The sequence below is a fragment of the Corynebacterium sp. c25Ua_47 genome (assembly GCF_039907205.1).
Taxonomy (GTDB): Bacteria; Actinomycetota; Actinomycetes; order Mycobacteriales; family Mycobacteriaceae; genus Corynebacterium; species Corynebacterium hiratae.
This window is the reverse complement of sequence record NZ_JASBOH010000019.1, coordinates 1-14912: the sequence shown is the minus strand read 5'-3', so window position 1 is coordinate 14912 and position 14912 is coordinate 1. Positions and strand designations below refer to the sequence as shown.

Sequence of the window (14912 nt, the reverse complement as noted above, 5' to 3'; positions counted from 1 at the left end):
CCTTATTTCGGGCTGGTTATTCTTTAATAACCTTAAAACCCAGGCGGACGCTTGAGAGAAGCTCTGCTATGCGGCTTTCTTCAGATTCGGTCAGACTAGCTCGGACACAGATGGAATCGGCGTTCAGATCTTCAGCGAAAAGAACAGCAATTCCTACAAGCGGAGCCACGTCTTCGACACTTTCTTGGAAAGTGAAGGCGTTAGAAGAAATCATAAGTGAATCGAAGCCCCGTAGTGCGCCAGACCAAGAGTGAGCAGGGAGAACTGATACCGTAGGTTTCTCGTTTGTGAACTCGACTGAGTCTGAGCAAAAAAGATCTCGGTTGCCGATAGGAAGGCCCTTCGGGTAGTACTCAAAAGGAGTTGGGTTTACGGTGATAGGAGATGCGGCCCTAGCGATGGTTTCACCTGTAGGAGGGGACATCCACTGGGGGACTGCAAAATCGGAACCTACCCACTGTCCAAAGATGAGATATAGAGCAATGGCTTCGCGGTTCGGGTCGATTTTTTCCGGCAACTCATCAATGATGATTTTGTTGCTTGGGGGGATAGAGTCGTATTCCGAGAGTATGGCCTCGTAGCCAGTTCGGTGTCCCGGTTCCTGAATTCGTTTAAACTTCATTATCTGCCTCGAAGTGCTTAGGTCCTACTACAAACGCATTGGCTTTATCACTTAGGGTGTCAAGCTTGGCGGCGATTGAGTTGTGGTCGCCTACGAACACGTTAAATTTATCTTCTGATGGGGATTGAACGAATAATGCATACACTGCATCATGCTCGCTGGTACTCAGGGAAGGAATAATCCCGTTTGCCAGAACGTTTAACGGATCCCTAGGTGCCTCGTCATTCGCCACATCAACACGGAATTCGGCCCCATTTTGGCGCAGTGTGACCATATCTTCGTAGCTAGCGGCGAGAATAATGGAAACATCAGTGACGATTTCCTCGGTGTCGCTTCCCTCGCTTTGGAGCAGATGGACCCGCGTAGAGGCAACTTGGCCGGTCCACTCCGCTTGGGGTAGAGGTGAGGTAACGATCAAGTTTCTGGTGATGAGATGGTCGGGCAGGAAGCGACGTGCTTCTTCCAGCATCTCCTGCCTATCACCAATCTTTGGCCATTGAGGTGTGGCATTAGCTCGCTCTTCGGCGATCTTGCGCTGTGCTCCGTCATAGCGCCAGCGCAGAAAGTTGAGAGTTTCAGCAGCTGCGCGGGTTTGATTGCCAGCGTCTGTGTTAGTTACTTGGCTGGGGTGCATGCGCCTAAGCGTGACGGGTTTACCCGTGTGGGTTACTTTGTAGCCAGAGCGAAGCAGGCGAAGGAAGAAGTTATTGTCTACTCCACTGGACAGAGACGGATCATATTTCAGCTTTCGAATGACGTCTGTTTGTAGCATCCAGGTACCGTGACCGGGCGCAGAACCTGTCGGGATGGAACGTTCCGCGGTCGGGTTCTTTCCTACGAAGAGCTGCATTGTTCCGTCGTCGTGCTCGAAATTGATGAAGCAACCAACATTACCAACGGCGCCGGCCTCGATTCCTTCTAGCTGCCATTGGAGCCGGTTAGGGTGCATAAGGTCGTCGTCATCGATGACAGCTGTATAGAAGCCGGTGCTTTTCTCGGCTGCAAGGTTTCGAGCAGCGGAGATTCCTTGATTCTCCTGCCAAAAATATTTAATTCGAGAGTCGTTAAATTTGTCTACGACTTGCTTCGTATGGTCAGTACCACCGTCGTCGACGATGACGATTTCGAAATCCTGCATGGTTTGGTTGAGAACAGAGAGGATTGTCTCTCTAAGGAAATCCGCACGGTTATATGTGGAAATCGCCACTGACACAGCCGGTTTTTCGCCCCCGCGGCGATGCCTCCACTCACTGGTATTTCTTACGAAGGACTTGTCGTGCTGGACGACGGACTTGTTGAAGCGAACAGCTTCTCTGCCTTCGTCGGTCTGATTAACGGTGTTAATCGTCTTGGGGTGCCACATGTGGTACATGCGTACCTCAGGGTCATCAATCCACACCGTTCGGTATCCAGCGCGACGGGCGCGTTGCGCGAAATCGAGATCCTCGCCGCCGTAGGTATGGAGACGTTCATCGAACCCGCGAATAAGATCGAAGCCTTCTCGAGGAATCGCCATCATTCCGCCCATTCCCCAGCGCGGGCGTAGCCGAGAAGCTCGCTCCATTTGCTTCCAATTATGAGGGTGTTCGGCTACCCACTTATCGTCCATCCCCTCGGGGAGGTCTCGGCACTGCAAGAAGTAAGCCGATTTACCATCCAATTTGGCGATTGCGGTAATGCGTTCAAATGACTTAGGTGTGAAAACCATGTCTGCATCGGTAGACACGAGGATATCGCCGTCCGCATGTACGAATCCCGCATTAAGAGCTTCAGAACGAGACCAGTAACCTTTGTCCGGCGTAAATACGTATTTCACGCCCAATCTCTGAGCAAGCTCGCGATTCGATTCATGATCAGTAGAGCCAAAGTCAGAGAGAATTACTTCACCATCAAACTGACCAAAAGATTGGCGAACAGACTCCAGTGCCAGCTCAAGTCGGAGTGCACCCCAGTCGCGGAAACCAATTACTACAGAAATATCAGTCATTAAGCGGCTCTCCAAAAATAGTGACTACGTTTGCCCCAGACCAATTGGCCTTGACAACTAGCTCGAATGGGGGGCATGGGAATAGGGTTTGCCCGATCCTTCCATTGGACGGGTTCGATGATTACTTCGTTACAACCTGCGGGCAGTTTGAAAGGGGCGTTGTACATGGTTTCGCCTCCCTTAGCGCTTCTGGAATATCGGTAAAGGGAGTTGAGGCCGGGGCTCCATTTGAGTTCAGTCGATTCGGCCAACGTTTCAGGGTTTTCGATTTTCGGGAAGTCGATTTTGAAGGCGTAAAAGGCCCAGCGTAAATCCCCTTCAGGCTGAAGAACTATGGAACAACTAGTGGCGTCGAAAGGGATGAAAAACCTTTTCTTCATAGAGAGAGTCCTTTGCTAGTTCAGACCAAGATCTCTCATGATACTGGGCATCGATATAGCGTGCGAGGTGGGGCCGTGAACTGAGGATTGCCTCGGCCATAGGCGTCCAAGACCTACCAGGATTGGCGCCAGCACGCCTAGGCTATGTTCCTCGTTCATGTCTCAACTCTCAACAGGCAGAAGCAGTTTTGGATTGGCGTGCAGAAGTGTCGCTGAATGAGGGCATCCAAGAGACCGTAGCTTTTTCAACGCCAATACAAATTAGAGATCCCTGTTTGTGGGCCGAAGAGTGCGGGTGAGCTTAATGGCGGTGGCGCTTACTGCCGCTTAGTTGTTGATTCTTACGGGAGGCGATAAAACCACATCTAAATTCGGGCTTTCGAAGGCTACAGCGTTCTTCTTGCCTTTGCTCCTTCGTCGGATGCTCGCAGCCCCAAAGGCGTCGAAGGTTGCCAAGCGGTGCGAAGGGAATCACTCTTGGGTAATTCGCTCCGCTATGGTGCGATTGATACGCCAGTCAGCGCGGCCTTCGCTGAAGCCGGAGTAGTACAGCTCGAAGTTGAGGTCGTCTCCGCTGCCGTGGGGGACTAGGGCCGACTTGTAGAGGTTGGGGTAGCCGGACTCCTCGTGGGAGATTAGTGGGGTGTCCGAGCGCTTCCAAGTCACACCGTCTTGAGAACGCAGAAGGTAGAGGTTACCTTGCTTGACCGTGCCTGGGATGATGTGGACGAGGCCGATGTATTCACCGTCGTGGAGTTGGACGTCGATGTGCCACAGGCGCTGACCAGACGTGAGACTAGGGTCAAACGACACGGTGGTTGGTTTAGACCAGGTTTTGAGATCCGAGCTTTCGTAAAAGACCACGCGGTTAGGCACACCACCGCCGTTGGCTACGCCGTAGAGGCGCCATTTCTCTCCTGTCCAGATGAGGGCTTGAGACATGAACTGTGGCTCGCCGGTCCAGATCTCCTCTTTCTCAGACCAGTGCGCACCATCGGAGGATTTCACTAGAAAGATACGGTTGGTCTTTCCGTTCGGGCGATCGACCATGCGCCAGGTCAGGTACATTTCGCCGTTGGGAGCCATGACAAGCTGGGTGTCGGAATTGTGCGGGTTAGGCTTGCCCAACTGGTCATCGATGGGGTTAGTTAGTCCCTCTGGAACCTGCCAGGTCCAGCCGTCGTTGGAGACGAGCACATTCGGATCCTCAGCGCCTTCATCGCTAGCTGGGTACGGGGTCATCGCCATCCAGTACTTCCATCCGTTCCAACCATTCTCAAAGTAAAGGACTGAAGGGTGGGTAGCTTGGCCGCTGCCTTCGTGGGTGGGCAGTGTCAGCTGCGGGCCGCGGGGAGCGGTCCACGCCCACAATGGATTCTTATCTGCACTGGTGGCGAGCCGGTCTTTGATGCCGGCTACGTGCTGCGCAAAACCAGGGGAGGGCTCCACCGAGGTGACGGGGGCAGGAGCTGTGCTTGTGGACGGTTCCGGCGAGGAGCTGGGTTCCTCCGTAGGCGCCGGGGAGGTTGAAGGTTGAGTGGACTCAGGCGTGGAAGTGGGAGTGCTTGGAGTTGTTGTAGGGGTGGTGCTCGGTGCTGGGGACGACGAGGAGCCGTTGGAAGAACCGACTCCGGGCAGTATGCTGGCGATGAGAGCCAAACCACCAACGCTTGCAGCAAGCGCTACAAGTGCGGCAACGGCCTGCTGGACCTGTTCCTCATTGAACTGGGGAAGGGCAGGCACCTGGAAGGATGGGAATTGTTGTGCCTCTGCAGGTGCTGGGGTGATTGCCTGTCCGGTAACTAGAGAGGCGGTGAGGGCTAAAGCAACGAGTGCTTTACCGGTGCGTGGCGGTCGACGCATGAGAGACTCCTTTGTGCATGAGGACGAGACAGATCGAAGTCTAGTTTGTGGTGACGTGTGAGGCAGGGGAACGGGTGGCCATCGACAAGCGAGTGCGCCACTACTTTCGTTCTTTAATAGTCCGAGGCCCTATGCGGGTTTCCCAGTGCATTAGGATTAGCCTATGGCTAATTCCACTTCCGTCCGCACTGTTGTTGTCCCCGCAGCGGGAATGGGCACGCGTTTCCTGCCTGCGACGAAGACTGTCCCGAAGGAGCTTCTGCCTGTCGTGGACACTCCCGGCATTGAGATGATTGCCGAGGAAGCCGCGGGTGCCGGGGCAACACGGCTAGCTATCGTGACCTCGCCTAGTAAAGACGAGGTCATGCGCCATTTCGATGAGTTTCCTGACCTAGTTGAGATCCTTCGTGCTCGTGGAAAAGATGAGCAGGCAGCGAAGGTTGAGCGTGCCGCGCAGATTATTGATCCCGTTGCTGTCGTCCAGGACAAGCCTTTGGGCCTAGGGCACGCTGTTGGTTTGGCGGACTCCGTCTTGGACGAGGACGAGGACTACTTTGCTGTCATGCTTCCTGATGACGTCATCGAGCCCACTGCAGCTATGAGCGAGATGATTCGTGTGCGCCAGGAGCATGGTGGCTCGGTGCTGTTGGCTGTTGGGGTGGATCCGGCACATGTGTCGAACTATGGTGTGTTTGATATCGAGAACACTGACGAGGACAGCGTGAAAAAGGTTGTTGGCATGGTGGAGAAGCCAGCAGCGGAGGACGCACCGTCAAACCTCGTCGCAACCGGTCGCTACCTGTTGGACCGCGCGATTTTTGATGCTTTGCGCCGCATCAAACCGGGTAAGGGCGGGGAGCTGCAACTGACTGACGCGATTGATTTGCTGATCTCGGAAGGCCATCCTGTTCACGTCGTAGTCCACGATGGTATCCGCCATGACTTGGGTAACCCGGCCGGCTTTATCCCGGCTAGCGTGGAGTTTGGCTTGCGCCATCCGAAGTATGGTCCGGCGTTGTTCCGTGATTTGGAAGCGATTATGGAAAAGTATCGATGAAGGTATAGGTATAGGTAGCGAGCCTCTCGAACAATTATCTCGTCACGGGGAACCAGTTCGATTAGCTAGCCAATATTATTCAGTAGTCAGGGTCGTACATTCCAGAGCCTTTCTACTTTTTGGTAGAAACAGCTGATTCTAAGGAAATCGGCTTCGCCTCTATTGTTTGAAAAATTGAGGGATAAAAGCTGGGATGGGGTCTATTTGTTGAAGAGACGGTTTAGGAACTGTCGAGTTGCCTTAGCGTTTTCCCAATCAACCTCTGTGTAAGGGGAGAAGCCATAATTTTCTAAACTTGCCAGAAGTTTTCCTGAATCCTTTCTTTTTAAAAACTGGTAGTGGTCGGTATTGGCTTTCAGCATGAATCCCATATCGGTTTCCGATGCGAAGGATAGTAAACTGTCTGGAATTTCCTTGAATAGGGGAGCAATCAGCTCTAATTCCCCGACTGAGATGAAGTACAAAAGGCTCATGGTGGTGGTGTACGAGTCAGTAACGCTAATGGGCGCAGACCAACTCTCGGGTAATTCTGGCAGGTTCAAGCTTTCGCAGTACTTGGGTGCTAGGAGAGTGGCTATTGCAGTTTTTAAAAACCTCTTTCGATCTGTCTTGCCAGCCAGCGATTGGATCGAATCGGCAACGAGCTGTGGATCGCTTTGAAGCAGAAGTTTCGCGGTGCCGAGCTCCGTGATTCCGTTAGTGACCGGTGATTCCGTTAGACCCATCATTTCGAGTGGTGCGACCCGCTTAGGAGATTTAACTGGCCGAGAAAAGGTTTCCCCGAGGATAGAGCCAAACGAATGCTGTGTGGCTCCGAAATACTCTGCAGTGAGGATCGCACCGGTGGCCATGAAAGTCCAGTGGTTTGTAGCCAACGAGTTCTTCTGGGTCGGGGTTTGCCGAATATTGGTTTTGATAACGAGCGGATCGAAGCTGTTGAAGAACTGGGCCTCCCGCTCGAACCATCCGCCAAAATCAAGTGAAACAAGGTGGGCTTCGCTGCCCAGTAGTCGGAGTGCCGCAAATGAGTCGAAGCCTCCAGAGAAGCTTAGAATGCGTCCACCACCGCGAGGCGCGACAGGCGTGCAAGCCGCGGAGCTGGTAACAGTGGTTTTTGTGAATTTTTGAATTAGCTGCGTGGTTTCATCAGCAATGGGAAAATCGTAGAAGATTGAGTCGAACTTTGTGCCGCAAAGAGTGCTCAAGGCTACTGCGACCGCGTTTGTACTGGGCTTTACCTCACGGTCGAATTCGTACCATAAGGAATGTTCTTGACCACTAAATTTAGCAAGAAGGGAGACGCGTTGATTTGAAATATCTAGTTGGCTGAACTCAATGGTGTTTGGCATTTCGTAAACTTTTCAGGGGCATAAAGAGAAAGGCTGACGACTACTAGTCTAGTATCTTTAAGATGTCTGGGTGTTCCTATATAGCTTGTCAACCCCAGCTAATCCACCGCCATGTTGACAAGCTATATATGAACACTTTGAAGCGTCCTGGGTTTAGTTCCTACCTCAGCTAAGGAAGGATTGAACCATGCCTAGAAAATATTCCGTTGAGTTTAAGTAGAAGGCGGTCCATCAGATCATCGGAATGGTCCGCTTGGAGTCCTGCTCACTGCAGCGCGCCTACACGGAGGTCGGTGAGCTGGTTGTGTCGGCGATGTAGAGGGCAACCTGGATGATGAGTGAGGGGGTGGGGGAGGGGACGTCGGAAAGCGCGCGGCGTGCCACGTCGCGGAAGAAGAGTTACTCGCCCACGCCGTTGATGACGAGCGTGGCCAGCGTCATGGGGACGCTGCCGTGGCGCATGTTGTCCAGCAGGTCACTCACCGGCCCGGCCAGGGCGGGGATGGAGCGCTCGATGAGGGCGCCGCGGAGAAATAGGATGATGAGCGCGATGCCGATACCCGCACCCCGGGCCAGTTCACGCGGGGCGGTGCCGGAAAACAGCGGCGGTCGCCCCACAAACTCCACGTGCCCAGCCAGACGGCGGCGGTAAAGAACATGGCCAGGTAGAACTGCTAGGAGCCGGCGCCAGCCAGGTGGAGGTCTTTGAGGGTGATGCCACGCTTCTCAGTGCAGAGATTTCCCGACGAAACCGGCGGTAAGTACTTTTGCTAATTCCAGCCTCCAGCCGGGCCGCAATCTGGAGCCTTTTCGACGCTCCAGTGCAGCGTGATGGGAGAGTGGATGTTGATACCTGGGCAGAACGCAAAGAGTTTGCGCAGGGACGATGCGGCGAAAGGAAACGGAATTTCTCGGCGGACTAGCGTGTCGTGCGTCTTGGTTTATGAAGGACCCCGGATCGGTGCGGCTTCTTGGCGAAGCGACACGCAGTCTGGGTGGCGGTTGGGTTGCAACAGTTGCCGGCGCTATGCGACGGGGGTTAGACACAAGGGGGACGTCGTCAAGCGCCTTGTGGGGTTGGGGTGCGATCCTTGGGCCACACGTAGCGACATCGTAAGAGCGCAGGACATGCGAGTGGCTGGTAACCGGGATCTCCAATGGTCACCATCGGTTGCGTTCATGGAATGAGAGGTGGAACCCCGCGTTAAAATGCTTAGATCTGCAGCACACAGAAACGAGAATCTCTAGACTTGCCAGAAACGCGCGCTGGGATCGTCCGCAAGGTCCTGGCGCTCAAGGTGAATTGTCTGGAGTGAAACTACATGTCGGAGAATGCGACACTGCGGAAAACGATGAAGCCCTCGTGGGTCTTTGCCATGGCTCTCGGGGCGGCGATTGGCTGGGGAGCTTACATTCTGCCGTTCGACTGGATGCAGAAGGCGGGGCTTGCTGGAACGCTCATCGGCTTTGTCATCGGTGGACTGATGATTGCCGTTATCGGTCTGAGCTACGGCTTTACCATTCGCGCGCTGCCGCTGACCGGTGGTGGCGTGGCGTTTGCCATGGCCGCACTCGGCCGGACTCATGCGTTTATCGCAGGCTGGGCACTGACGCTGGGGTACTCGTGTGTTGTCGCATTGAATGCGTCGGCGGTCACGCTCGTCTTTCGTGTCACGTTCCCTGAATTGGTCATGCGGGGCGCGCTTTACGACGTCGCCGGGTGGACCATCTATCTCCCCGAAGTAGCCATCTGCTCACTGTTTATCATTGGGTTCGCGTGGCTGAACTCTAAGGGTGCTGCGCTCTCGGGCCGGTTTCAGTTCTTTGCCGTGGTACTCATGATCTTCGCGGTGGTGGTTATTGTGGCGTCGATGGTGATCTATTACGTCGTCGAGCGCCCGGAGCTTGCTCCCGCCTTTCCTGTAGATGTGCCGCCGGCTGCGGCGGTGGCGACCATCATCGCTTTTGCCCCGTGGGCCTACGTGGGGTTTGATTCCATTCCGCAGCTGGCAGGCGAGTTTAACTTCTCTCCGCGGAAGGCGCTGGGGCTTCTGCTGTGGGGAATTACTGTCGCGACGGTTATCTATATGGCGATGATGCTTGCAACCTCCATCGCTGTGGGAACCCGTCACGATGCCTTCGAAGGGGAGGCGTGGCCGCCGGCAGCCGCCATCAGCGAGGTAATGGGACCAGCTGGCTTGGTGCTCATGGTCGTTGCGGTGAGCGCGGGTGTGTTGACAGGACTTAATGGTTTCTACACTGCGGCAAGCCGCGTGCTGTTTACATTGGGGCGGGCGAACCTGGTCCCGCGCCGTTTGGGTGAGCTGAAGGGCAAGGAACACGCACCGCGCAATGCGATTCTCTTGGTCTGTGCGGTGTGCCTGGTGACCCCGTGGTTTGGGCGCGCGGCGTTGACGTGGGTCGTGGATATGTCCAGTGCCGGCATCACGGTGGCGTATTTCTATACCTGCTTCTGCGCCTGGAAGATTGCGCGCACCGGGCAGGTCTCCGGAATGACCAAGCCGATTGCGCCGAACAAGTTCTACGAGTACTTCGCGCTAGCCGGGTGCATCCTTTCCGTCGGCTTCTTGGCACTGCTCTTTGTCCCGGGTTCGCCTGGCATGCTGGGAACGGCTCCGCTCATCGCGCTGGTGGTCTGGATTGTGTTGGGGTTGGCGTCGTGGGCTATCAAGAGCCGACAGCTGAAAGACGTGCCGCCGGAGGAGACGGCATCGTTGGTTTTGGAATAGCTGGGGTCAGGTGGTTAGTCGGTAGTGTTTAGTCGCTGCAGCCAGTCGCGGGCATCCGAGGTGAAGATGGCGAGCACGCTGTTATCACCAGGTTTGCGGCAACTCAGGCCGGCTAGATCGCTGCCAATCTGACAAGTGAGCTGGTAGCTCTCACCGGTAACGGGGCTCTTTGCCGTGATGTTCGCGGTGTAGAGGGGATTGACCGTGGGGTCTGCTTGGTAGAGGGCGTAGCTGGCCTTCTTGGCAGGTCCAAACATGGCTGCGGCAAACTCACAAGAGGTAGCGCTGCCGGCGAAGATTGTGTCGCCCTCAGGTGTCACGCCGCAGTCGCCGCCGACTTGGCTGGCATTGATGGTCTGCTCGTCGGACTCTTTCTCTTGTTGCTTATCAGCTCGGGTTGGGGAGGGGCCTTCGTCTTCCTCGGTGGTGCCTGAAGAGCCGTTTGGGCTTTCCGGCGTCGTTGATTCTTGAGCCGTTGATGTTTCCTCGGCGACGGGGTCTAGGGTCTCGGACGTCATCGGGTCATTGTCGCTGCATGCGGAGAGAGCGAATGCCGTTGCGACGGCGAAAGTGAGAGAAGAGAGTTTGTGCATAGCGGAAACTGTAGTCCTAGAAAAGCGCTGTGTCTTGGGTTTGTAAGGCCGGTTTGGGGAGGGGGAGGCGTCGGCAAGCACTGCGCTGACGGCATGCTTTAACACTAAAATTTGAGAGGGCAGTGTTCAGTTGGCGTCGAGAAGCGAGGAATGGGCAAATGAACAAGGTCGAGGTTGGAGACGTAGTTGCGTTTAGAGAAAGCGATTCCATCGTCGGACAATCTTTAAAGGCTCGGGTTGTGGACATTCAGCCTTCGGGGAAGGCCTCGTTTCGGTACTCCCTAGAGCTTGAGGACGGATCCATACGTAAGGTCCCACGGCCGCGAATTAAGGGACCGTGGGCGAAGGCTGCTGAGATCGATGAACTCGTGAATCATCAGGTGAGGCTACACGCGCAACGAGGTGGGGAAGAGCAAGACCGTGCCGCAAGCTTCATGATTGAGAGTTGCCGCCTAGGAGAAGCTATGGAGCTGGGAAGTGCCGATGATTTCATAATCACCGATCCGAAAACTCTTGAAGAACTAGTGGATTCCCCATTGGACGTGCTTTTGGACGGAGTGCTAACCGCCCCCTGCGAGGAAGGGCTGCAGATATCTCCCATGGGCGGAGTCCGCATTGTGCAAAGATTCGCGGAAGTCTCTCCAGATGAAGTGCTTGAGGTCGTGGCAAAAGAAGAGAAGGAGTGGAAATTTAAGCTTCGAGAGCATCAGGGAATTAATTCTGCGCGATGGGAATGGGAATTCTATTGTGAGCACTACCGTCCGATGTTTGAACTCTGGCGTGAATGGTGCGGTTTTGTTGCGGTACGGAAGTACGAACGAGAAATAGCGGCTGAAGCAGAGGGAGAAAGGCTTTTTGACTTGGCTAAGCGGCTAATCGAGATTATTGAAGAGGAACAACCAGAGATTGCCAAAATGTACCGGCAGGAACTACTTGCGGAGCAGATAACGCCGTATACCATCCGCGAGACCCCTGACAGGCCATTAGAGCCTGACGAAATTCCAGTTCGGGTTGAGTATCGCAGGCGGCGTTGGGGGTGATAGCAGTGCGTCTCTCGATTGAAAGGGCAAAATGAGGCATGATTAGGGGCAGAAGCAGCCCTACATTACGTACAGCTGCTTGACCCTCACCGGAGGCTACTGGCAGGTGAGGGTCATTTAATTTTCTTTTGCGCCCGGTAGACGGTGCGGTCGTTCAATCGAGTCGTTTCAAAAGGGGCGAGAACATCGAACTTTGAGAGCTTGTCCCACACCTTGCGGGACTGGCCGCGGTCGGTAAGGACGCCTAGATGCACGCAGCGGAGAAGCACGGCTTCAGTGGTGAAGACCGTTGCTGCCTGTCGCTTGTGTACGAGCTCCTGGGCCTCTTCATCATCGATGATGATGGCGGTACGCACCGAAGGATCCTCCTCAAGGAGGGCAAGGCAATGCGCGATTGCGGTGTATTCTCCCAGGTTCTTCGCCATTCCGCCTTGGACTGAGAATCGGGGACCCGCGAATAAGCGGATGTGTTTGAAGAGGCGATCCATGTCGTCGTCAAGCACGTGCACGTGGCCATGCACAATGAGTGATGACCAGGTTCGGGAGCCACACTGAAACCTGGTGTCCTTTAGCTTTCTGTGCATCTCGTCGTTGACTGCAGCAGGCACGTGGAGTTTGTCATTGCCCACGAATTTGAGAAGAAGGTCCTGCTCACCGGAGCAGATGAAGTTCAGTAACACGCTGGTGTCCGCAAAGATGAACCTTCTAGTCACGGTGAACCTACTCGTTTGCGAAGAAGTCTTCTAGGTCGGTCTCTATATCGCGCTGACCTGTTCGATCGTGGCCAATCGAACTCGGGGGAGCGTACATTGAGTCCGCTACTTCCTCGGGGGTTACTTGCTCGGCGAACGCTACCGTTGGCAGCGCGATGAGCCCCTGAGCGTATGCCTTGTAAGCATCGGCTACGAGTCTCTCGGAAGCTCGTGGCAGCTGCGCAATTTGGCAGGCGTGGTCATATGTGGCTTTCCATCCGAAGCGGGAGGCGAGTTTCTTAGCGGTGCGACTTTTTAGTTCCTCTTTAGTGTCTTTCGAGATGAGACCTGCTTGATGAAGCTGGATTGCCGCTACATAAGGCGAGATCTGGAAGCGTTGGACGACTGCAGACAAAAGCTCTTCTGGATCTTCGTACTGAGGTATTTCACGCAACGCTTCCTCGGGGCAGAGGACGCAACGCGCGAAGGTGTTCGCGCGGGTCTCGTTGGGAAGGGTCTTATCGCATTGTAAAGAAGCCCCGTCCTCCGTGATGTCCCCGGCCACGATGTGCCCGATTTCGTGTGCAATGGTTAAACGCTGGCGGAAAGGATTGTTACTAGTGCCAATCCCTACGGTTAAAGCGCCCGAACCAGGATCGCGTAGCGTCAGCGCATCGAGGTCTTCCGGTAAGTCGAGGACAATGAAATCAGCTTCAACGAGCTTCATAAGGTCGTTGATGTCATCGACTGGTCCTACACCTAGCTTGTGCTTCGCGCGAAAACGAGCAGCGAGTTCAACACCCTGTTGCGAGGGGCTCGTTGACTTAGGCATGTGTGCTATCCAGGTTCACTCGGAGCTGGAGATAAGGCAGAAGAGTTTGTGTTGCTTCCTCAGTTTTGGTCTGGTGACCACGAGCGGCAACGCGCACACGCTTAGAGAGTGGAGTGGCGTCGACAAGCTCAGCGGCATCGATCCCAAGAGCCCACGCGAGGGCCATGATGTGGTGGAGAGTTGGTGTGGCCGTGCCTTTCTCAAGGCGGGCCAAGGTGGGCTGGGACAGAATTTCATCGGTCATGGCGGCGAGGTCCCTCTGGCTGAGATCGCGCAGCTGACGCTGCGCACGGACTCGCTCGCCGAAGTCAGTGGGGATGTTCATGGTGGTGCTCCTTGTTGACTTCGATTAAACACGTGAATCAGAAATAAGTCAATATGATTCAGAGTGAAGTTGGTGCGGATGGGTTGTGATGCATTGGGGCACTTTTCCGTGTTCGGGAGAAAGCTGGTGTATCGGACTCGCCGGCTTTATGCGGCTGGCGCAAGAGCGTGCATGTTACAAGAGCGTTTGTTTAAAGCCGATGGGATTTATTGCTAGTTTTCGTCCTGGTGGCAGTGATTCCGCCTCGGCGTATTTCGTCTTTTTCTGACTTGGTTAAGCGCATGCCCGATGTTGGAGGGATTCACTGGGGTAGGTGTCGGACGTTACCTACCTGTGCACCGGTGAGGCTGGTTGTACTTGTGCGTGGTTCGGGATGATTTCTTGCGTCGTGCTCGGAGCTATGGATGGCGTGCCAAAATATTTTCCAGGGCAGAATACACCTGGGCATGCCGCTTGCAACCTCATTCTGCTTAGCGTGAGATCTCCTACGGGTGAGCGGGCGAGGTGCTATAGAAGCCCTAGAGTTAGGTTGGCGATGTGTTGGTATATCAATGCCGCAACTGTTGGGAATTGATGTAACAGTTGGGGCTGCGTCTTTGAGATGGGAAAAACTCCATGTAGAGATGGAGATAGTTGTGGACAGGCATAGAATGCAGCTATGGAGACACTCTCGATCATTGCCAGTCCAAAACTAAGAGGAGTACCAACTAATGCCCTAAAAGGTGTGAGGTTGGCCTCCAAGGCACTGTTTTATGGTGTCAACGGCTCGGGAAAGACGACCATTTGTGAAATTTTGGGAGAACCAGACAAACTCACTTTTGCGTCGGGGGCGGTACCAAAGCCGAAATACGTCTATGCTTTTACAGGCGAGTGGATGCGCAATACAGTGGGCGAATTTGTACACGGAGGTAGTGCACCAGCAGTCACTACCGTAGCTATTGGAGAAGGCGTCGCGGGAGTCGAGCAGGAAATCCTAGATGCTTCACATCATGAAGAATTGCAAAGGAAGAACGTAATTGAAAAAGACGAAACCGTCAAACAACTTGAAAAGCGGGAAGGGCAAGTTTTAGACAGCGTCTTTAATGGGGTCAGAAAGACGCTGGAGTCTCGCTGCGAGCACTTAGGGCCGCGTAGATTTAACCGTGCTCGAATTAAAGAAATGTTAAACAAGGGGGATTCAGAGACGCTTTCTGCAAGCGAAGTTGAAAAATGTTTAAATGTCTCAAATTCGACAACCCAACCACAGATGGAAATCCCTTCCTTGAGGTCGATATGGAGCCCGACAGAGGAACTTAAGGCTCTGGTTGAGAGCCCAGTTCTAGCTGATGCAAATGTCATTATAAGCTCATGGATAAGGGAGGGATTCGACCAACATTCTGCAGGTGATGATTGTAAATTTTGTGGCAACACTGTAACCAAAGA

Annotated in this window: 13 protein-coding genes; 4 read left to right on the top strand and 9 right to left on the bottom strand. The window is 54.3% G+C overall.

Features of this window, described 5'->3' with window-relative positions; all coding sequences use genetic code 11:
- Positions 1–16: 16 nt before the first annotated feature.
- The 3 genes from QKE52_RS12785 to QKE52_RS12775 form a co-directional block, all read right to left on the bottom strand.
- A complete protein-coding gene (locus QKE52_RS12785; RefSeq protein ID WP_347948958.1) occupies positions 17–622 on the bottom strand; it encodes a hypothetical protein in 606 nt (201 codons plus the stop codon).
- Positions 612–2609 (bottom strand): glycosyltransferase, encoded by a 1998-nt coding sequence (locus QKE52_RS12780; protein WP_347948957.1) that lies wholly within the window; start codon positions 2607–2609, stop codon positions 612–614. The genes QKE52_RS12785 and QKE52_RS12780 overlap by 11 nt, the downstream gene beginning before the upstream one ends.
- Before the next feature lie 851 nt (positions 2610–3460).
- Positions 3461–4852, bottom strand: coding sequence for a sialidase family protein (locus tag QKE52_RS12775; RefSeq protein ID WP_347948956.1), 1392 nt, complete (start codon positions 4850–4852; stop codon positions 3461–3463).
- 163 nt (positions 4853–5015) lie between these two features.
- On the opposite strand from QKE52_RS12775, the gene QKE52_RS12770 reads away from it, so the two are divergent.
- Complete coding sequence (locus QKE52_RS12770; RefSeq protein ID WP_347948955.1) at positions 5016–5909, top strand: UTP--glucose-1-phosphate uridylyltransferase; 894 nt, start codon at positions 5016–5018, stop codon at positions 5907–5909.
- A gap of 200 nt (positions 5910–6109) precedes the next feature.
- Here the strand turns inward: QKE52_RS12770 and QKE52_RS12765 are convergent, their stop codons facing one another.
- The gene (locus tag QKE52_RS12765; RefSeq protein ID WP_347948954.1) at positions 6110–7258 is read right to left on the bottom strand and encodes a hypothetical protein; all 1149 of its coding nucleotides are present in this window, start codon (positions 7256–7258) and stop codon (positions 6110–6112) included.
- 399 nt (positions 7259–7657) lie between these two features.
- Complete coding sequence (locus QKE52_RS12760; protein ID WP_347948953.1) at positions 7658–7876, bottom strand: hypothetical protein; 219 nt, start codon at positions 7874–7876, stop codon at positions 7658–7660.
- Positions 7877–8580: 704 nt separating this feature from the next.
- On the opposite strand from QKE52_RS12760, the gene QKE52_RS12755 reads away from it, so the two are divergent.
- Positions 8581–10008, top strand: a complete 1428-nt coding sequence (locus QKE52_RS12755) for an APC family permease (RefSeq protein WP_347948952.1) — start codon at positions 8581–8583, stop codon at positions 10006–10008.
- A gap of 14 nt (positions 10009–10022) precedes the next feature.
- Here the strand turns inward: QKE52_RS12755 and QKE52_RS12750 are convergent, their stop codons facing one another.
- On the bottom strand, positions 10023–10601 hold the full coding sequence (locus QKE52_RS12750; protein ID WP_347948951.1) for a hypothetical protein: 579 nt from the start codon (positions 10599–10601) through the stop codon (positions 10023–10025).
- Between the two features lie 158 nt (positions 10602–10759).
- Here QKE52_RS12750 and QKE52_RS12745 point away from each other — a divergent pair, with 158 nt between their 5' ends.
- Positions 10760–11641, top strand: a complete 882-nt coding sequence (locus tag QKE52_RS12745) for a hypothetical protein (RefSeq protein WP_347948950.1) — start codon at positions 10760–10762, stop codon at positions 11639–11641.
- 113 nt (positions 11642–11754) lie between these two features.
- Here the strand turns inward: QKE52_RS12745 and QKE52_RS12740 are convergent, their stop codons facing one another.
- From QKE52_RS12740 to QKE52_RS12730, 3 genes are read right to left on the bottom strand one after another with little or no spacing between them, the layout of a single operon-like run.
- On the bottom strand, positions 11755–12354 hold the full coding sequence (locus QKE52_RS12740) for a hypothetical protein (RefSeq protein ID WP_347948949.1): 600 nt from the start codon (positions 12352–12354) through the stop codon (positions 11755–11757).
- Positions 12355–12361: 7 nt separating this feature from the next.
- A complete protein-coding gene (locus tag QKE52_RS12735; RefSeq protein WP_347948948.1) occupies positions 12362–13165 on the bottom strand; it encodes an ImmA/IrrE family metallo-endopeptidase in 804 nt (267 codons plus the stop codon).
- Positions 13158–13490: a helix-turn-helix transcriptional regulator gene (locus QKE52_RS12730; protein ID WP_144014081.1), complete on the bottom strand. Its 333-nt coding sequence runs from the start codon at positions 13488–13490 to the stop codon at positions 13158–13160. The genes QKE52_RS12735 and QKE52_RS12730 overlap by 8 nt, the downstream gene beginning before the upstream one ends.
- A 658-nt stretch (positions 13491–14148) precedes the next feature.
- Between QKE52_RS12730 and QKE52_RS12725 the strand changes: the two genes are divergently transcribed.
- The coding region (locus QKE52_RS12725) for an AAA family ATPase (protein WP_347948947.1) at positions 14149–14912 on the top strand (764 nt) is incomplete at its 3' end.

Excerpts from the sequence above, each read along its gene's own strand:
- QKE52_RS12785 (WP_347948958.1), bottom strand. The coding sequence starts at position 622 with ATGAAGTTTAAACGAATTCAGGAACCGGGACACCGAACTGGCTACGAG.
- QKE52_RS12780 (WP_347948957.1), bottom strand. The coding sequence starts at position 2,609 with ATGACTGATATTTCTGTAGTAATTGGTTTCCGCGACTGGGGTGCACTC.
- QKE52_RS12775 (WP_347948956.1), bottom strand. The coding sequence starts at position 4,852 with ATGCGTCGACCGCCACGCACCGGTAAAGCACTCGTTGCTTTAGCCCTC.
- QKE52_RS12770 (WP_347948955.1), top strand. The coding sequence starts at position 5,016 with ATGGCTAATTCCACTTCCGTCCGCACTGTTGTTGTCCCCGCAGCGGGA.
- QKE52_RS12765 (WP_347948954.1), bottom strand. The coding sequence starts at position 7,258 with ATGCCAAACACCATTGAGTTCAGCCAACTAGATATTTCAAATCAACGC.
- QKE52_RS12755 (WP_347948952.1), top strand. The coding sequence starts at position 8,581 with ATGTCGGAGAATGCGACACTGCGGAAAACGATGAAGCCCTCGTGGGTC.
- QKE52_RS12750 (WP_347948951.1), bottom strand. The coding sequence starts at position 10,601 with ATGCACAAACTCTCTTCTCTCACTTTCGCCGTCGCAACGGCATTCGCT.
- QKE52_RS12745 (WP_347948950.1), top strand. The coding sequence starts at position 10,760 with ATGAACAAGGTCGAGGTTGGAGACGTAGTTGCGTTTAGAGAAAGCGAT.
- QKE52_RS12735 (WP_347948948.1), bottom strand. The coding sequence starts at position 13,165 with ATGCCTAAGTCAACGAGCCCCTCGCAACAGGGTGTTGAACTCGCTGCT.
- QKE52_RS12730 (WP_144014081.1), bottom strand. The coding sequence starts at position 13,490 with ATGAACATCCCCACTGACTTCGGCGAGCGAGTCCGTGCGCAGCGTCAG.